General features: G+C 37.9%; 18 protein-coding genes and 1 pseudogene. 9 read left to right on the top strand and 10 right to left on the bottom strand.

Features of this window, described 5'->3' with window-relative positions:
* Positions 1-107: 107 nt before the first annotated feature.
* Complete coding sequence (locus tag J536_RS12735) at positions 108-524, bottom strand: lysozyme inhibitor LprI family protein (RefSeq protein ID WP_032063085.1); 417 nt, start codon at positions 522-524, stop codon at positions 108-110.
* Positions 525-553: 29 nt separating this feature from the next.
* On the opposite strand from J536_RS12735, the gene J536_RS12730 reads away from it, so the two are divergent.
* The 4 genes from J536_RS12730 to J536_RS12715 all read left to right on the top strand — a co-directional run bounded on the left by J536_RS12730 (position 554) and on the right by J536_RS12715 (position 5,780).
* On the top strand, positions 554-979 hold the full coding sequence (locus J536_RS12730; RefSeq protein WP_032063084.1) for a hypothetical protein: 426 nt from the start codon (positions 554-556) through the stop codon (positions 977-979).
* Positions 980-1,679: 700 nt separating this feature from the next.
* Positions 1,680-2,657, top strand: a complete 978-nt coding sequence (gene glyQ / locus J536_RS12725; protein WP_002044989.1) for a glycine--tRNA ligase subunit alpha — start codon at positions 1,680-1,682, stop codon at positions 2,655-2,657.
* Entirely contained in the window at positions 2,657-4,726 is a 2,070-nt protein-coding gene (gene glyS, locus J536_RS12720) for a glycine--tRNA ligase subunit beta (RefSeq protein ID WP_032057349.1), read from the top strand. The genes glyQ and glyS overlap by 1 nt, the downstream gene beginning before the upstream one ends.
* Before the next feature lie 223 nt (positions 4,727-4,949).
* Positions 4,950-5,780 carry a hypothetical protein gene (locus J536_RS12715; RefSeq protein WP_032036677.1) on the top strand — a complete coding sequence of 277 codons (831 nt, stop codon included), beginning with the start codon at positions 4,950-4,952 and terminating at the stop codon, positions 5,778-5,780.
* Positions 5,781-5,837: 57 nt separating this feature from the next.
* Here the strand turns inward: J536_RS12715 and J536_RS12710 are convergent.
* Positions 5,838-6,123: pseudogene (locus tag J536_RS12710) on the bottom strand (YciI family protein).
* A 185-nt stretch (positions 6,124-6,308) separates the two neighbouring features.
* Between J536_RS12710 and J536_RS0104460 the strand changes: the two are divergent.
* The gene (locus tag J536_RS0104460) at positions 6,309-6,758 is read left to right on the top strand and encodes a hypothetical protein (protein ID WP_032004836.1); all 450 of its coding nucleotides are present in this window, start codon (positions 6,309-6,311) and stop codon (positions 6,756-6,758) included.
* Between the two features lie 172 nt (positions 6,759-6,930).
* Here the strand turns inward: J536_RS0104460 and J536_RS12705 are convergent, their stop codons facing one another.
* On the bottom strand, positions 6,931-7,818 hold the full coding sequence (locus tag J536_RS12705) for a DMT family transporter (RefSeq protein WP_032063082.1): 888 nt from the start codon (positions 7,816-7,818) through the stop codon (positions 6,931-6,933).
* A gap of 108 nt (positions 7,819-7,926) precedes the next feature.
* On the opposite strand from J536_RS12705, the gene J536_RS12700 reads away from it, so the two are divergent.
* The 3 genes from J536_RS12700 (at position 7,927) to J536_RS12690 (ending at position 9,890) form a co-directional block, all read left to right on the top strand.
* Positions 7,927-8,793, top strand: coding sequence for a LysR family transcriptional regulator (locus tag J536_RS12700; RefSeq protein ID WP_032063081.1), 867 nt, complete (start codon positions 7,927-7,929; stop codon positions 8,791-8,793).
* A 147-nt stretch (positions 8,794-8,940) separates the two neighbouring features.
* Positions 8,941-9,360 (top strand): hypothetical protein, encoded by a 420-nt coding sequence (locus J536_RS12695; protein ID WP_032063080.1) that lies wholly within the window; start codon positions 8,941-8,943, stop codon positions 9,358-9,360.
* Between the two features lie 95 nt (positions 9,361-9,455).
* Entirely contained in the window at positions 9,456-9,890 is a 435-nt protein-coding gene (locus J536_RS12690) for a hypothetical protein (protein ID WP_032063079.1), read from the top strand.
* 102 nt (positions 9,891-9,992) lie between these two features.
* On the opposite strand, the gene J536_RS12685 is transcribed toward J536_RS12690, so the two are convergent.
* Complete coding sequence (locus tag J536_RS12685) at positions 9,993-11,348, bottom strand: S8 family peptidase (protein ID WP_032063078.1); 1,356 nt, start codon at positions 11,346-11,348, stop codon at positions 9,993-9,995.
* Positions 11,349-11,383: 35 nt separating this feature from the next.
* Positions 11,384-11,692, bottom strand: a complete 309-nt coding sequence (locus J536_RS12680) for a hypothetical protein (protein WP_032063077.1) — start codon at positions 11,690-11,692, stop codon at positions 11,384-11,386.
* Between the two features lie 587 nt (positions 11,693-12,279).
* On the opposite strand from J536_RS12680, the gene J536_RS12675 reads away from it, so the two are divergent.
* Complete coding sequence (locus tag J536_RS12675) at positions 12,280-13,041, top strand: hypothetical protein (protein ID WP_032063076.1); 762 nt, start codon at positions 12,280-12,282, stop codon at positions 13,039-13,041.
* 60 nt (positions 13,042-13,101) lie between these two features.
* On the opposite strand, the gene astE is transcribed toward J536_RS12675, so the two are convergent.
* From astE to J536_RS12650, 5 genes are read right to left on the bottom strand one after another with little or no spacing between them, the layout of a single operon-like run.
* Positions 13,102-14,076: a succinylglutamate desuccinylase gene (gene astE / locus J536_RS12670; RefSeq protein ID WP_032063075.1), complete on the bottom strand. Its 975-nt coding sequence runs from the start codon at positions 14,074-14,076 to the stop codon at positions 13,102-13,104.
* A gap of 12 nt (positions 14,077-14,088) precedes the next feature.
* A complete protein-coding gene (gene astB, locus J536_RS12665) occupies positions 14,089-15,432 on the bottom strand; it encodes an N-succinylarginine dihydrolase (RefSeq protein ID WP_032063074.1) in 1,344 nt (447 codons plus the stop codon).
* A 17-nt stretch (positions 15,433-15,449) separates the two neighbouring features.
* Positions 15,450-16,919, bottom strand: a complete 1,470-nt coding sequence (gene astD, locus J536_RS12660; protein ID WP_032063073.1) for a succinylglutamate-semialdehyde dehydrogenase — start codon at positions 16,917-16,919, stop codon at positions 15,450-15,452.
* On the bottom strand, positions 16,919-17,950 hold the full coding sequence (astA, locus tag J536_RS12655) for an arginine N-succinyltransferase (protein WP_032063072.1): 1,032 nt from the start codon (positions 17,948-17,950) through the stop codon (positions 16,919-16,921). Before astA ends, astD begins: the two co-directional genes overlap by 1 nt.
* A gap of 18 nt (positions 17,951-17,968) precedes the next feature.
* Positions 17,969-19,180 carry an aspartate aminotransferase family protein gene (locus J536_RS12650; protein WP_032063071.1) on the bottom strand — a complete coding sequence of 404 codons (1,212 nt, stop codon included), beginning with the start codon at positions 19,178-19,180 and terminating at the stop codon, positions 17,969-17,971.
* Positions 19,181-19,300 lie beyond the last annotated feature (120 nt).

Below are 19,300 nucleotides of genomic sequence, written 5' to 3'. Positions count from 1 at the left end.
CAAACGACTCATTTATGGCATCGTTTAAAAAATATCATTTTGCATTCTTAAATTTAATCCAGTGAAGTACGCTCGGCGTCATGAGGTGACGTTTAAAATAATCCGTCTTAATTAACGTATTCTTCTAGTTGCTTTACACGCTCGGCATACTCTTGCATTGGGCAATATGAATACATCGGTGAACCAATGTATGAGCCTGTATTATTACACTCCTGATCTACATAAGCTTTCCAAAGTCGCTGAGATTTTAGGATATCTTGGTAACGTTCTGGCTGTTTGTATTCTTCGCTTTGTGTGCGAATTTGATCAATCAGAGCAACTATTTTTTCTTCATAAATCTTTTTAGCTTGTTCAGAACAGCTATGCACGACCATGTTGTTAATACTCTCAAGCTTCATTTCTTTAATGGTCTGGTCTACACATTGGTTGTATTCATCTTGCTCATCAGTTTCCGTCTGCGCATAAAGCCATGGACTACAAAAAAGGCTGGATAAAACAATGAGTTTGCAGCAAAATTTCAGCATAACTAATTCTCGATTCTATAATTTTTAATATGCTTCAATATAGCAAAAAAATGATCATTCGCGCACTTGCGCTAGCTCCCATCCCTTTATTGAGTATATCTGCCTTAGGAATAATCATCTTCAATGCGGAATTTAGTCTTTATTCGGTTGCAGTTATTTTTCTAGCCCATTTCTTATTTTATTTACTTTTTTATGGTCTTCTGGTTATTCCTTTCGCATATATCACTTCATATTTTCTCGCGCGTAAAAATCGTTTAAATCTGATGAGTATTTTTATCTGCGCAACTGTCATCTGGATTTTGATTAGCCCTATTACACGCTTAATTTTTGTCGGTTCATTCCCTTCTCCTTGGTGGCATATTTATAAGATCTATAGTTTTTATCTTATGATTTTATTTACCAGCTTTTGCTACTGGCTAGGCTTGAAGTGGCTAAGCCAAAAACAAATAGGCTAATCCCGTAGTACTTTTATCTGGCATTTTTTGTAAGGATAGTGATAGTAATTAATCATTTTTATTAGATTATATTTTTCAAATGTATTACCCTTGCTTATACTATATACATAATTACAAGATTCAAAGTTACATTGATTTAAATGAAAATATCTATCTTTAATAGTTTTAAAATCTTCACTCAAAATTTAGATCCAGATAAAGATCAAATTTGGCATTGTCTAATCATGACACCCATCTATTTATACATAGTTACTTTATTCATATTTTTAAGCTCTTTAATCATCCATAAAGATTTTTCTTTTGAGATCTTACTAAACACTCCTGTCGGACTACTCTTTATTGCAGCCATTTATTACATATTGGTTTTTATACCTGCTTATTTTTTACAACTATTTTTATTGAAATTCAATTTCCTTAATTTCGTTTCTATTCTTGTTAGCGCAATTTTTCTTACTTTTTTAATTCCAAATATTTTAGCAATTTTATTTATGGACCCATGGCAAATCCTTCCAATAGAAATCATATGTATGGTCAGTTTATTTTCTCTAACTTTCGCTATCACTTATTGGATTTTACTACTCAAAACTTTAAAAAAAGCAGCTAAACCATCAAATCTGAAATTCCCAAACTAGCCTTTGCCACTCCCCCACAAAATCCTTATACTTAGTGGCAATTTTTCTCATAAATTCGTGGATGCTACATGAGTCGCGCCATCTCGCACATTGATACATTTCAGGGCTTAATTCTTGCCCTACAAAACTATTGGGCCGAACAAGGCTGCGTCGTACTACAACCGTACGACATGGAAATGGGCGCTGGAACATTCCACACCGCAACATTCTTACGCGCTTTAGGGCCTGAAACTTGGAATGCTGCATACGTTCAACCTTCACGTCGTCCAAAAGATGGCCGCTATGGTGAAAACCCGAACCGTTTGCAACACTACTATCAGTTCCAAGTGGTACTTAAGCCAAATCCAGACAATATCCAACAGCTTTATCTCGATTCTTTAAAAGCAATCGGGATTGATACGCTTACTCACGACATTCGTTTCGTAGAAGACAACTGGGAGTCTCCAACGCTAGGTGCTTGGGGCTTAGGTTGGGAAGTTTGGCTTAACGGTATGGAAGTAACTCAGTTCACTTACTTCCAACAAGTCGGTGGTGTTGAATGTTACCCAGTAACAGGTGAAATCACTTACGGTTTAGAACGTCTTGCGATGTACCTACAAGGTGTTGACTCGGTTTATGACCTTGTTTGGACTAAAGGCCAATTCGGCACGGTAACTTACGGCGACGTCTTCCATCAAAATGAAGTTGAGCAATCGACTTATAACTTTGAATACGCTCCAGTTGAAAAACTATTTGAACTGTTTGATTTTTACGAATCAGAAGCAAACCGTTTAATTGAAGCAAAACTTTCTCTTCCTGCTTATGAGCAAGTGGTTAAAGCGTCTCATACCTTTAACTTACTTGATGCACGTGGCGCAATTTCTGTGACTGAGCGTCAACGTTACATTTTACGTGTACGTACTTTAGCGCGTGCTATTGCACAAAGTTATGTACAAGCACGTGCAGAGCTTGGCTTCCCAATGGCAGAACCACACTTGCGTGATGAAGTATTGGCACAGCTAAAAGCACAAGCTGAAAGTGAAGCAGCAAAGGCGGAGAAAAACTAATGAGCAAACATACTGTTTTATTCGAACTTGGCTGTGAAGAGCTTCCACCAAAAAGCTTAAAAACTTTACGTGATGCATTACAGGCAGAAACGGTAAAAGGTTTAAAAGATGCGGGCTTAAACTTCGTATCAATTGAAGCTTATGCAGCCCCACGTCGTTTAGCGCTTAAAATTGTTGATATCGATGCTGCTCAAGCTGATACACAAAAACGTTTTGATGGTCCTGCAGTTCAAGCAGCTTACGATGCGGAAGGCAAACCAACTAAAGCACTTGAAGGCTTTATGCGTGGTCAAGGTATTACTGTAGACCAGCTTTCTACATTCCAAGCAGGTAAAGTTGAAAAAGTTTGCTATTTAAAAGATGTAAAAGGTCAAAGCCTTGATGCTTTACTTCCACAGATTTTACAAACTGCATTAGACAATTTACCAATTGCTAAACGTATGCGTTCTGCTGCAAGCCGTACCGAATTTGTACGTCCGGTTAAATGGGTTCTTTTACTCAAAGATGACCAAATTGTTGACGCGACTATTCAAGATCATAAAGCTGGCAATGTGACTTATGGTCACCGTTTCCATGCACCTGAAGCTGTGACTTTAGCTCATGCAAATGATTACTTAGCTGCTTTAGAAAAAGCTTACGTTGTTGCGAACTTTGAAAAGCGTAAAGCAACTATTCAAGAACAAGTGAAAAAGCTAGCTGATGAAGTGAACGCAACTGCAATTGTTCCAGCTGACTTACTTGATGAAGTAACAAGCCTCGTTGAATGGCCAGTTGCTCTTCGTGCAAACTTTGAAGAGCGCTTCCTTGCTGTTCCTCAAGAAGCACTCATTACGACGATGCAAGACAACCAGAAATATTTCTGCTTGATCAATAGCGAAGGTAAATTACAGCCTTATTTCATTACTGTTTCAAACATTGAGTCTAAAGATCCGACTCAAATTATTGAAGGTAACGAAAAAGTTGTTCGCCCTCGTTTGTCTGATGCTGAGTTCTTCTTCTTACAAGATCAAAAGCAACCGCTTGCATCTCGTAAAGAAAAATTAGCAAACATGGTATTCCAAGCACAACTCGGTACGCTTTGGGACAAATCAACACGTATTGCAAAACTTGCTGTTGCATTATCTTCAATCACTGGTGCAAACCCAGCCGATGCTGAAAAAGCTGCATTACTTGCTAAATGCGACTTAACCTCTGAGCTTGTTGGTGAATTCCCAGAACTTCAAGGTATTGCAGGTACTTACTACGCGCGTATTGAAGGTGAAAACACTGAAGTTTCTGAAGCTTTAGGTGAGCAATATTTACCAAAATTTGCTGGCGATGTTTTACCAAAAACCAAAACAGGTACAACCATTGCTCTTGCTGACCGTTTAGATACGCTGGTTGGTATTTTCGGTATTGGACAAGCGCCTACAGGTTCTAAAGACCCGTTTGCTCTTCGTCGTTCAGCAATTGGTATCTTACGTTTAATCATTGAAAATGAATTAGATGTAACGATTGAAGAATTAGTGAATCTTGCACTTCAAGGTTATGGCGATATCGTTAAAGACCACGATAAAACTCGTGCTGATGCTGTTGCATTCTTGGAAGGTCGTTACCGTGCTAAGTACGAAGACCAAGGTGTTGCTGTTGACGTACTTCAAGCCGTTCAAGCTCTTGCACCAAAATCTCCACTTGATTTTGACAAGCGTGTAAATGCTGTTAACCACTTCCGTACACTACCTGAAGCTGCTGCACTTGCTGCTGCGAACAAACGTGTTGCTAATATTCTTGCCAAAGAAGCAACACCTGAAGGTTCTGTAGTTGAAGCGAACTTAGTTGAAGACGCTGAAAAAGCATTATTTGCTGAGCTTCAAGCAGTGACACCTGTGGTTGAGCCATTACTTGCAGCAAAAGACTACACTGCTGCCCTTTCTAAGCTTGCAGCACTTCGCGCGCCGATTGATGCATTCTTTGATGGCGTAATGGTAATGGCAGATGATGCTGACCTAAAAGCAAACCGTTTACGTTTATTGGCTCAGTTACGTAACTTGTTTACTGCTGTAGCTGATGTGAGTGTGTTGCAGGGTTAAAATTATATAAAAATTAATTTTTGTATAATTAAGCTTTAATAAAAACCATGTTTTCACTCTAGTTGGAAACATGGTTTTTTATTGAAGAATTTCATTCAATATAATTATAAATGATTATTTTACGTTCAATTAATAAATAAGAATTATTTACTTCCTTCACTTTTTATCCACAATTCAATAAACTAAAACAAATAATTACCAAACTTAACAAAGTATCATTGCAATGAAAAACTTAAATTTATTACTCATATCAACATTACTATTCACTGGATGTGCAACGACCAAATCGATTCAATATCCAGCAGCGGGTAAACAAACCTCTCTTTCTGTTTCTTCAGAACAACTTTCTTCAATGACTGAATCAGGGGCAGGTGATTACTTTGTAAAGGAAAGCCAAATATTAGTTGGTGATGCAAGTAGTGCTTCAGCCAGTCCAGTTTCTGGAATGTTTGGCCTTATCGGAGTAGGTGTTGCAATGGCAATTGATAAAAATGCAAATAGTTCAGCCATTGAAAAAAGCTCTCTCAATCAACCTATTAAATTTGACCAGTTAATAAATCAAAAAATTAACGATTCTCTCGCCAAAAATAAAGCAGATCCTACTCTAAAACTTCTAAGTTTAAATCAGGCATCTGAAATTAAAATTGTGCCTTATTCACGCCTTTCTTTCCGTGAAAAGCCAATTGTAAAAGTAAATTTTGGTTTAAAGACCCAATTTAAAAATGCGGCAGACAATAATGCAGATACAAAACGCTTATATCACTATGTAAGCAAAGAACGTATTTCTTTAGCTGAATGGGAAGCTCAAAATAATTTATTATTTATGAAAAAAGCAGATCAAGCATTTAGCGCTCTTAGCCAAGTATTCACTTTAGATTTGCAACATCAATTAAACTTAAAAGCATTTGATGAGAACAAGCAAAAAAACTGTAAAACTAATGCAGATACATCCTTAGTTTCTTTTATCCAAACTCCTGACAATTTATGTGTTGGTGTAGTTAAAACGAGTAAAGGAGATGTATTCGAAAATAGTATTTATATTGTTGAGCAATAATAAATATTAACCAAAAGGTTAGAGAACTACTTAAATTTAAGTAGTTCTCTAATGTAATCAAACAAATTCTTTAATTTCTTCTAAACTTTTCGATGGCTCAAACCACATGAAATCATAATCGGCCACATCATGAATATAGAATGGATCATTTTTCATAATCTCCTCAGCTTCTTGAATCAAAGAGCTTAGAACTAAAATTACCCCACCTACTCTATTTTCTCGGCGCCCCGATGCCAGAAATTTCTTTTGCTCATAGTAATGATCTAAAAATGCAATATGTTCTTTCAATACAGCATCAACTTCGGCTAATGGTTTTTTTATAGGTCAAGGTAACAACAATCATCTTATTCTCTTAAAGCAAGTAGCGTATGACATAGCATTAGTCTATAGATAGTTTAATGATCTATAGATTATTCGATAGTACGCCTATTCCCCCAATTCATCTACATTAAAACTTTTTATAATAATTTGATATTTTCAAAAAATATCGTTATAAATTAGCAGCTTTTATTAATTAAGATTATATAAATGAAGAAGAATATTTTATTACTTGTTATTTCTATCTTATCCATTGGACAAATGGCCTGTTCTATAAACCCTCATCGGATCAATTTACCAGACACTACCAATCCGCCTGCTATAGAAAAGATTAATTTAGTTGGAATGTCTCGAAATGAATTTCTAAATAAATTCCATCCACCCGTAGTAAGTAGACTCATTGGTGAGAAAAGGATAGATACGATCACTTATTATAAAATTAACAATAAACCAAAAGCATATGGAATGGCTTTATATAATGGCTTAATAGCGAATACAATCGTGTCGACATTACATAATGTAATGCCGAGTGAATTATCGCTGGATTCTGTGGACGAAACGGTATCAATCTCAGACTCAGCACTTAACAAAGAGAAAATAGTAATTGAGATTACATATGATTCTTCTAGTCATATTGAAAAAGTCGAAAGAGTCGAATAATTTAATTTTTGGCTATAACCAAACTTTTTTAAAGTAAAATCAATAAAAGTAAATTCTAAAAACTATTTCAGTATGCTGATTTAAATGAATTTTTTAATAAAATTAATATTTTCATTTTTAAATCAGCACTCAATAACTACCACATTATTATTTACTCAGCTTGGTAAAAGAATTATTTTTTCCAATTCATCCACACCAAACTCCCTACAATAATCACTCCACCAAGCAGCACCATCATTGACGGTTTTTCATTTAAGAAAACAACTGCCAAACTCATTGCGACAATGGGCGAACAATATAAAAAATTCGATGCAATCGTTAACGACATATTTTTAAGTACATAACCCCAAAGCACATAAGCCATCGCACTTGGGAAAATACCTAGCAAGACAACCGACATATTGGCTTGCCAAGTAGCATGTAAAATTTCATGGGGTAAATGAGCACTATAAAATAGTAAAGGAATGGTTCCGAACCAGATGATGTAGCACATCATGCTCAAAGCATCATAATTTAAAGCAAATTTCTTATATAAATTAAAGTACAGACCCCACGCAATTGCTGCTAACACAATCAATAAACTATAAGGGCTCGGTACACCAAAACCATGATCTCCACTAACCACCAACACGGCGCCGCAAAGTCCCAGCAAAATACACAACCACTGTTTAAAACTGATTTTTTCTTTAAAAAGCAAAGCTGAAATAATAAAGGTAAATAGCGGAATGGATTGACTCAAAATACTAGATGCGACTGCAGTTACATATTGCTGCCCTGTATTTATAAGTAAGTGATGTAGCGTTACAGAGAAAAAACCTAATACAGCAAGCGCAGGAGCATCTTTCCAATTTAAAGGCTGAATGCCTTTTTTTATGACCAAAAGCAGTAAAAAAAACGATGCAATCAAAAAGCGAAGTAAGGCAATGTGCTGTGGGGTATATGAATGCAAAGCACTATGCACACCAATAGGTGAATAACCCCAACAAAAGACGGTCATAGCAATACATAAATAGAGCTTAAAAGCTGGAGGCTGGGTTTCGGCAGCAAGAGAAATTGCCATGTTAAATCTGCACTAATGAAATGGAACTCTTTCATCATATGCGCATGGATAGTTGAATAAAATTAACTTATATTGAGTTTAATATTCATTAAAAGTGAATGATAAAACATGGATATCGCTCAGTTAAAAATGTTCCAAACTGTGGTTGAATGCGGAACAATGGCTAAGGCATCAATGCAACTGCATTGTGTACCCTCCAACATTACGACACGGATTAAACAACTCGAAGAAGAGCTTGGAGCACCTTTGTTTTATCGTGAAGGTAAGGCTTTAAAACTCACCCCATCAGGAGAAATCTTTCTCGATTATTGTCATAAAATTTTAGCGCTATGCGATGAGGCAAAACGAAGCATTCACCCAGATGCACCGCCCTCTGGCCCACTCAGAATTGGAGCGATTGAATCTTCTGCCACAACTCGCCTCCCCAATTTACTTGCGAAATATCATCAACGTTTTCCAGAGGTTTCCATTCAAATTATTACAGGCACATGGAAACAGTTATTAGTCGATATTTCTCAGCATAAACTTGATGGTGCAATTGTCGCGGGTAATATTGAGTTTCCGATGCTCAATAAGCTCGGTATTTACCAAGAAGATATGGTCTTAATCGCATCTCATTCTTTGGGAGAGATCCACAACCAAGAAGACCTGATTGGTAAAGAAATTTTTATGTGGACTGAAGGCTGTCCTTACCGTGCAGCCCTTGAAGAATGGCTTAAACTTAAGAATATCTCTCTTCCTATTACCAGCATTACTAGCTATGCCACGATTATTGGCTGTGTCAGTGCAGGCTCAGGGGTGGCGTTAGTGCCTAAAAGTATTTATGAGCAATATAAAAATTTGGCCAATATCCAAAGTTATAAATTTGAATATCTTGCCTTTATGCAAAATCACTTTTTCTGGCACAAAAATGTGAGTAACCATAAAGCTAGAGACATGTTTATAGAATTGATTAAGACTGAATTTAGTTTATGAATTATTGCAATGATTGGTTTAGCGCCATTAAATGATGATTTATCGTAATCAAATCGTATGGGTTTTATCTCATTGCAGTACAAGCTTTATTTTTAACAGTAAGATCACTACTTCATCTTTTGATTCTGGTTGGGGAGATTGATCCATATGAAAACCTTACAAGTGTTATGCGTTACAAGTTCTATATTGGCTTCATCAACCTTATTTGCAGAAACAACACAGCCACAACAAGTTGTTGAAACAACACCCAAAACACAACCTTATGGTGACAATCCTAGCTTAGGGCGCGTACTGTTGTATAAAACAGGCAAAGGCATACAAAATTTAGGAAACTCTATTCAAGGTGCTTCTGAAAAAACATCGAATAAAATTAGTGAGAAATGGCAAAACACCAAAGAATTTACTGCTGAAAAAGCAGAAGTTGTTCAACAAAAAGCAGATACCGCCAAAGTATTTACTGAACAGAAAATAGAGCAAGCCAAACAAAATATTACCAGTAGTCGAAATGGTGAAAATATCCCGATCGAGCAAGGTGAATTAAGTAAATCGAGCACAACAGCTAACTAATTTTTTGGATAGCGCGATAACTTCGCGCGCTTATAAACCCAGATATTCATCTAGAAATAATGTCATTAAGTATAAGAAAGCTAGGAATCTGCCTTATGAATAGTCAAAAACTCCTCTTTTCAACACTATGCTGCTTAGCATTAACTGCGTGTGCGACCTCTACACCTCCTTCTTCATCTTATTCTCAGGCACAAGTTTTAGAACAAGATACGAATATCGAGGCTTATCCCTCTACCACAGGTAATGTAGCCAAACTCATTAAACAAGATAAACAGGCTTGTATGATTGAATTTACTGGCTATTTAGGGGGTGGACATGTAACTGAGCACTGGACTTTTAATAATAATGGTCTGATTTCAGCGACCTCATCGACTATGCAGTATCCTGATGAATCAGGCATATTAAATCAGGCAACCAACTCCACAACCAAAAGCTCAACTACATTTAATATTCAAGATCCAGAAATTCAGAATAATTTCAAGAAACTCCAAAACAACTTTAATCCAGCGAATCTAGCAAAGTGTAATTAATACTTTTTACATAAAAAGCCCGTTGCAGAAGTTACCCTTTGCAACGGGTTATAGCTATTTAAAAATTTCTTGGACCTAATTTAAAAAATTATAAATAAGCTATTAATTAATGGTTAAACCATTTGTTGCTGCCAGTAAATCAATACGTGGGAAAACCAAGCCCGTTCTTGAATCAGTAATTGGTTTACCTGTCGTTTTTAAACGGCTGATGGTTTGATCAATACTTTCTGTTGGACTCACGCTATTCGCTCGTAACAAAGCAATTGCACCTGCCACATGTGGTGTCGCTTGAGATGTACCACCCATGGTATAACCACCCGCCGTGATCATTGCTCCCGGTGCTAATAAGGTCACAAGACTACCACCATTACTAAAGCACGCTACCTTATCTGCCGCTGTGGTTGGGTCCGAACATTTCACTGGGTTCCCCCATGACACACCACCAATATTACTATCATAAACAGCACCCACTCTTACTGCACCAGCAACACAGGCAGGAGATGAAATTCCATCTGAAAATGCATCATTGCCTGAAGCGACTACAGGCACCACACCAGCAGCTCGTGCATTGGCAAATGCAGTTCCATAACTGCTATCACTACACTCAGAGGTATATTTAACACCTGGTACGCCAAGGCTCAAATTCACCGCTTTAATATTATAGGTTTGTGCGTTATTTACAGCCCAATTAATCCCTGCGAGGATATCACTATCATAAGCTGTGCTTACCCACTTACCTTGGGATCTCACTTTTCTAAAGACATCAATACCTATAATTTTGGTTTTGGTAGCAACCTTAGATACGATGCCTGAAACATTACTCCCATGCCCATCATCATCTAAAGCGCCATCATCTGGTGCACTATCAAATGAATAAACCACTCGACATGTGCTTGATGGTGTATTTACTGCCGTACAGCCAAAATCAGAATTAAGATAATTCACACCTGTATCAATTACTGCCACACTAGAGCCTTCACCCGTAAAACCATTGGTATTGGCTTGTGGTTGATTAATTAAAGGTAAACTTTCATTGGTCGTAGTCTGGTTAATACGGTTCGGATAAACCGCTTTAACATTTGGATCATTTAATAAAGTCACCAAAGCTTCGCGGTTACTAATTCGATAGAAAGCTAAAGGCAAATTATTGTAGTCCCGAAGTACTTGGACACCACCAGCACGGTTAAACCTTGCCTGTATATTCTTTTTATTTGTTGCAATATAACTCCGCCGTTCTAAACCAGCAGGCACACTCACCGAAGGAATATTGTATTCGACAATTAAATCATTCGAATCATTATTGACCAAGGCATCCAAATCAATTTTGCCCTGAAATACTTTTTGTTTTGCTGCTTGATTTAACCGCTGTTTAGCCCCTTGAGAATCCAAAGGAAGAGCGGATGCAGTTGTACTTAATATCGTACATAGACCTAATAGAAATAACGTTTTACTTTGCATTATTTTTCTCCGTAGTTTTTCAACTAACAATTTGCTTATTTCGCTTTTATCTCATTTGCTGGATCTTTTTCTGGATCAATCGGTTGAATAGAAAGATCACTTTTTGTGTCATAAAAAGGAACGGTATCAGCTGATACCGATTGAGGATGAGTTGAATGTTGAGATAGATTTTTAGGTTGAGTAGGCTCCTTAAGTTTAGAAAGAAAGGACGATGTGTCTGGTTGTAGCGAATTCGACTCATGTAAAGCAGAATTGAACACATCAGATGCACCACTTGTCGGCTTAAGATAGAGAACAACGGCGACTAAGCCGACCAATACAAGAAGGGAAGCAATAATTTTCATCTGTCATATCTCTGTTTTTTTGTTTATAGATATCTATTTTTATTTTTGATTATTCGAAATAAAGCGCTATTTCTTTAAATATATTTCATGTGAAATTTCTATTTCATGAAATATACAAACCTGAGAAAAACTAAAGTACTTTTTCCCGAATAAGCAAAAATACAGTTCTGCCCTGTACATTTATATTTCTGGCAGAATATGGTTCAAAAAAGTGCTAAAAAAGCACTCCATTCTCATAATAAGCAATAATTATGCCGTTTCCTCTAATAAATAATTAGATTCACATCACATTTAAAGATATAAAGGACAAGTCGAGAAAAACCGAAAGAGAAAAAAATTAAAAGATATTTTTTAAAAAAGGAAAGACAAGAGAGTCTAATTAGAATATCTAACAAATAAATGTTCTTTTTCACTTTATTATTAATTTTTATTAATCTTCACAATTTATCCCTAGTCTGTTTACTCAACGTAACACTGTTGTAACATTTTGATGAAGACAGTTCACAAGACTATATTCCCTTGGCTATGATTCGTTTGCGTTTATGAAATACCTCACTAAAAGGGTATATTCTTTGAAGGATATCGCAATGAAAATGATGAAAACAGCTATCGTTACTGCAAGTGTTCTTGCTTCTGCCTCTATTTTTGCACAAAGTGCGGGCGTTAATGCAGGTGCTTCTGCTCAAGTAAATGTACAACCGGGTGGTCTTGTTAGTGGCGTAGCCAATACAGTCAAAAATACTGCTCATAATGTAGGTAGCTCAGCGAAGCATGCTGGTCATGTAGCGGCTGACACTACAGTTAAAGCAACAAAAAAAACAACAGGAAAAGTGACTGAACTTTCTTCTAAAGCTGCAAATGGTACAAAACATTTTGCTACTGAAGCTGCGATAGGTACTAAAAATGTAGCAACTAAAGCCGCAACTGGTACTAAACATTTTGCTACCGAAGCAGTAACAGGTACTAAAAACTTAGCAGTTGAAGCGAAAGCTGATACAAAAGCAGGTGTTGATGCTGTAAAAGCTAAAGTTGCAGAAAAACAAGCAGACCAAAAAGAATTTACTGCTGAAAAACAAGCTAATGCTCAAGCACATGTAGATGCTGTAAAAACTCGTGTAGCTCAAAACCAAGCTGAGCAAAAAGAGTTTGTAGCTGACACTAAAGCTGATGCTCAAGCAAAATTAAATGCAGCTCAACCAGCTCATGGAGTTAACGCTCAAACAGGTGTAAACGTTGGTGTTAATGTTGCTGGTATTAATGCAAATGCAAACGTAAATGCAGGCGCTCAAGCGACTACACAAAAAGCAGAAAAGAAATCTTTTATTAAAGGTCTTTTCGGTAATAACTAATCCGTTATAAATAAAAAAGGGCAATTAATTGCCCTTTTTTATTTCTCAAAAAACAAGTATTCAATTCGCTTCAGTTAAAACTAAGCCCGCACGCAAACCAAGCTTCACATTTGGATTTGGAAATAAAATCCAGACCTGATCTTGCTCAACCACATAATTACCAGAAGGTTGAGTTGCAATGATTTCACCTTTGGTAAAAGTCGAAAAATTCGGAGCTTCAGCAGATAAATTCATCTGGAAGTCTTCATCTTTTTTAATTAAAGAATCAGACACTTTAAAGACTCGAATTTTTGTTTTATTGCGTAGCGGTAAGGCTTGCTCAGAAACTACATTACGAATAACTTCATCAATTGCAGCAAATTGGCTCAAGTCATTTTGCCCAAATGGTAAGGCTTTGCCTAACTCTAAAGTTGCGCTCGCCGCTTTAAAATTCTCACTCGTAAAATGTGTAAACGTTTTACCTACTGCATTGTGATAAACCAAAGCATCTAAATCGGCTGCTTCAAGACTTGCTGTTAAATCAGCATCATAGCCATGCGTTTGATAGGGAAATAAAGCAAACGTTGGTAACAATGAAGCACGAATTGCTGTGTGTAAATCATAGTGATAGCGTTTAGCGTCACTTGCACTTTCTTGAAAGAAGTTTGTGACAACTTGCTCTAAAACTTCAGCACGCTTTGACTCTTCAGTCACACCTAGAGTTTTATATCCACCACAAAACATTCGATTTACATCGTCATGCACATAGCGTTTGCCTTGACGCATTGCATAAGGGTTACCCAATACAAGCAGCAACCTCACAGCAAGGTTTAAACGCCCTGCAAATAAATCCGTGCAAAGATGAGATAACAATTCAATTGGTGCTGTTTCATTACCATGCACTCCAGCTGACAGTACGACAGCTTTGTCGTACTGTGCGTTTGGCGTACATTCAAGAAGTCCTTCACCCAACCAACGCCAAGAAAAATTATTTTGTTTTCCTTCGCGAGTTGTAGGCTGCTCACCTTGTAAGGTTAATGCTAGAAAATCTTGCATGTCACCTCCTCATTATTTTTGGAAAGGATAAACCGAACCTAAACCTAAAATTTTGGTCAGTTCGTCAAGTGCCATACGGCTTTCCATTAACAAATGCGGATCAGCCAAATCTTCTTGTGCTAAACGATCACGATAATGTTTATCAACCCATTGATTGAGTGTGCCAAACAACTGATCATTCATCAGTACTTTTGGATTTACGGCATTTAACTCAGTTTCGTTTAAAGCTACACGTAAACGTAGACAAGCTGGACCACCACCGTTACGCATACTTTCACGTAAGTCATATACCTGAATAGCATCAATTGGTGTGCCCATTTGAATCATGTCATTTAAATAGCCCCACACTGCTGTATTTTGACGAGACTCTTCTGGTACAACAATAGTCATTCCACCATCTGGACGAGTCAAAATTTGGCTATTAAATAAATAGGTTGCTACAGCATCGTCAACGGTAACACAGTTTTCAGGAACTTCAATTGAGATAAAGTCTTCACCAATATTTGCCATCTTTTGACGAATTTCAGCAAAAGCCTGATCTTGATTTAAAAAGGCATGTTGATGATGGAATAAAACCTGTTGGTTACTTACCGCGATCACATCGTTATGGAAAACGCCCTGATCAATTACATCCGGATTTTGCTGAACAAAAACAGTATGTGCATCATCTAAACGGTGCAAACGTGCAATTGCTTCACTTGCCTCACGCGTTTGACGAGCCGGATAACGTTTTGGTCCTGGCAAGCCATTATTTAAATGTTGTTGACCATAAACAAACACCTGAACACCGCGCTTAGCATAATCACCCCCTAAACGATTGTGATTGGCTGCACCTTCGTCACCAAACAAAGCCACTTGTGGTAAAGCTTCATGGTGTACAAAGTGGCGTTCATTTTTAAAGATTGCTTGTAAAACTTGGCTTGTAGTTTCAGCTTCAATTGAACGGTGAAACTTATTGTTCAAGTTCGCTGCTGTGAAATGCACACGCTCATCTTGGCTATCTGCCGAAGGTGAAACAGTAGCCGCATTGGCAGTCCACATTGGAGAAGCTGAACTTAAAGATGATAATAGTTCAGGTGAATGACGCATTGCTTGAGCAACAACGCTAATGTCATCACCTGTAAAACCTAAACGGCGTAACATTGGAACATGTGGACGCTCATGCGGAGCAAGTACACCTTGTTTCATTCCCATGTCAGCCAAGGCTTTCATCTTTAGCAGACCTTGTTTCGCTGCTAATTTTGGATTCGAGGTATTATTACGGTTTTTTGTCGATGCTTCATTACCAAACGACAAGCCCGCGTAATGATGTGTTGGTCCCACCAAGCCATCGAAATTTACTTCATATCCTTTCATTTTTCTTTCCCTAGTGTTTAAGGCAACACAATCCCTGGAGATAATTTTTCTGGTAAGGTTAAGCTGTCACTTTCAAGTGAAGCCATTGGCCAAGCACAATAGTCGGCAGCGTAAAAAGCACTCGCGCGGTGATTACCTGACGCCCCTACACCACCAAACGGTGCGGCACTTGAAGCCCCAGTTAATGGCTTATTCCAATTCACAATACCGGCACGTGCTTCAATGAGTAAGTCATCAAACAGTTCACGTTTTGGTGAAACCAAACCAACTGACAAGCCAAAACGAGTTGCGTTAGCAATTTTTAATGCTTCATCAAAGTTGTCATAACGTTGAATGGTGGTAAGCGGGCCAAAATATTCTTCATCTGGAATATCTTTCACGCCTGTGACATCAACAATACCCGGAGTAAGTAGAGAGCTATCTTCTTGAGGACGTGTCATGGCTAATAAACTTTTTGCACCCAGCTCAAGTAACTTTTGCTGAGCATTCATCATGTTTGTTGCAGCAACTGACGAGATTACCCCACCCATAAATGGTTGTTGTTCGTCGTTCCAACGGCCAACTTTTAGGTTTTTAGCAACTTCAACAAAACGTTGAATAAATGCATCACCTTCAGCACCATTTTTTACCAAGATACGGCGAGCACATGTACAACGCTGCCCTGCTGAAACAAATGCAGATTGAATAGCAAGATTAACTACTGCATCGACATCAACAATTTCATCAATAATCAATGCATTATTGCCACCCATTTCAAGCGCAAGAATTTTTTCAGGTGCACCCGCCATTTGTTTGTGTAGGTGATAACCTGTGTTCGCACTTCCGGTAAACAATAAACCATCAATTTCATGTGAAGCAGCCAAAGCTTCACCCGTGGTGCGTCCACCTTGAACCAAATTCATCACACCATTTGGCAGACCAGCTTGTTGCCAAAGTTTTACAGTTTCTTCAGCAGTCCAAGGCGTTAATTCACTTGGTTTAAATACAACTGTGTTGCCAGCAAGCAATGCAGGAACAATATGCCCATTTGGTAGATGGCCTGGGAAGTTATATGGACCGAAAACTGCAAGCACACCATGCGGACGATGACGTAAAGATGCTACACCATCGGCCATTTCAGTTGAGCTTTCGCCTGTTCGCTGGTGGTAAGCACGAATCGAAATCGCAACTTTGCCAATCATTGATTGAACTTCAGTTAATGTTTCCCAAAATGGCTTACTGGTTTCTTGGCTAATGACTTCTGCTAAATGCTTTTTATTTTCTTCAAGCAAAGCGGCAAATTTTTCAACGATCGCTACACGCTCTGCAAGTGGTAAACGCGCCCAAGCTGGAAACGCAGTACGCGCTGCCTGACAAGCTTGCTTTACATCAGTAGCAGTAGCCTCGGCACCTGACCATACAGTTTGGTTATCAACCGGATTTGTTTTCTCAAATGTTGCGCCGCTGCCTTGTAACCAGACACCGTTTATAAATAAAGAGTTTGACATCAGGATACTTCCATTGGATTTAGTGATAACACACGAACAACGTGACCTTTTTGTACACCGAGTTTTTCAGCTTGTTCATGTGTTAAATTTATTGTGTTATCAACAAGATCAAGCTTTAACAGCATTGCCTTATAGTCATGATAATTATCATTGGCAATGAGATATTGGGTCTTACCGACCGCAGCTTCACTTGTAATTTTGACGTTTAGTAACTGACTTTCTTTTACTGCTCGCAATTCATCAATATTGGCTTCAATGGTTGGACCAGCATCAAAAATATCTACATATCCTTGATAGCGTAAGCCTTCCGACTCAAGCACATGATAAGCAGGCAAAGTTTGTGGATGCATTTTTCCAATTACCTCTTGCGCATCTTTTGGCAAGAGATCTACATAGACTGGGAAACGTGGCATAAGCTCTGCAATAAACACTTTTTGCCCAATTCCACTCAAATAGTCTGCTGTTGAAAAATCCATATTAAAGAAATGGTGACCAATCGCATCCCAAAATGGAGAACATCCATTTTCGTCTGAGAAACCACGCATTTCAGCAATTAACTTTTTCTCGAAATATTGCTTAAAGGCAGCGATAAACATAAAACGGATTTTCGATAAGAATTTACCGTTTTGGTTTTCACGACGCTCTGGATCTAAAAATAGTGTACAGAGTTCACTACTACCTGTTCTGTCATTACTTAAAAATAAAGTAGGTAATGACTTATAGACATTTAATGCTTTTGAAGCGTGTACTTGAGTACCAACATGAAAGTTGTACCAAGGTTCAATGAGCCCTACAGCAACTTCAATTGCACTTAATCCAATAACACGTTGAGCTTCTGTATCTTCAAGAACAAATAAATAACCTTGTTCACTTTTATGGACATTGCCATTTAAAGTATTGCGAGTACGTGAAATTCGAGCCGAAAGTGTATCCATATTTTGCGGCAAGGAAGTCAGGCCTACACCCGACTTACCTGCTAATTTATAAATATCTTCAAGGTCTCGAAACTCGGCATGACGGACGATCATCATGGCTAGCTTTCCTTTTTTTTATTTAGCCAACTTTGCCAATGCGCGTTTTAAACGAGCAATTCCTTCATCAATATCTTGTTCAGGAATAATTAGAGACGGTGTAAAACGAACCACGTTTGGTCCCGCGATTAAAGCAAGCAAACCTTCTTCGCCCGCCCAAGTCGTAATGTCTTTCGCTTTGCCTGCATACTCAGCTTTTAATACACAACCAATGAGTAAGCCTTGACCACGAATTTCTTCAAAAATCGGGTATTCAGCATTTAATTTATTTAATGCGTCTAGGAAATATTGATGACGATGTTTTACACCTTCAAGTACTTCAGGCGTATTAATAAACTCAAAGACTGCACCAGCAACCGCACTTGCTAACGGGTTACCACCATAAGTCGTACCATGTGTACCGACTGAAAAATGCGGTGCAAATTTATCAGTTGTTAGCATTGCACCGACTGGAAAACCACCACCTAGTGCTTTTGCAGTCGTTAATACATCTGGAATAACACCAGAGTTCATGTAGGCATACAGTGCACCTGTACGGCCAACACCGGTTTGTACTTCATCAAAAATCAGTAAGGCACCGAACTCATCACACAGTGCACGCAAACCTTTTAAAAATTCGATGTCAGCAGGAATAACACCGCCTTCACCTTGGATCGGCTCAACAATCACAGCACATGTTTGTTCATTAATCACCGCTTTTGCAGCTTCTAAATCATTAAAGGCAACATGGTTGATACCGTTTGGAAGAGGTGCAAAGTCTTGTGAATATTTAGGTTGACCACCCGCTGAAACGGTAAATAAGGTACGGCCATGAAACGCATTGTTAAATGCCACAATGCCACTTTTGCCAGCAACACCGCTGTCTAGTCCAACTTTACGAGCTAGTTTTAATGCTGCTTCGTTCGCTTCTGCACCTGAGTTACAGAAGAAAACCTTATCTGCAAATGTATTTTCCGTGAGTTGTTTTGCAAGGCGTAGAACGGGTTCATTTGTATAACCATTGCCTACATGCCAAAGTTTTGTTGCTTGTTCTGTTAAAGCATTTACTGCCACTGGATGCGCATGACCTAATGCATTTACTGCAATCCCGCCCGCAAAATCGATATATTCTTTATTTTCTTGATCCCAAATACGTGAACCTTCGCCACGTACCGGAATGAAATTTGCTGGTGCAAAAACTGGAACCATCCACTCGTTAAAGTCATTACGAGAAACTGCAAAATTATTCATCTTATCTATTCCATTAAATTAAATTATTAGGCTTAATTGATGACCCTATTATTCAAAATCAAATTGATTCACAAAATTTGTAATTCAGTAAAAAATGAATTATTTTTTACCAATTTGATA

It is taken from the genome of Acinetobacter sp. 809848, from assembly GCF_000581275.1.
Classification (GTDB): domain Bacteria; phylum Pseudomonadota; class Gammaproteobacteria; order Pseudomonadales; family Moraxellaceae; genus Acinetobacter; species Acinetobacter pittii.
This window is presented reverse-complemented; position numbering and strand designations above follow the sequence as displayed.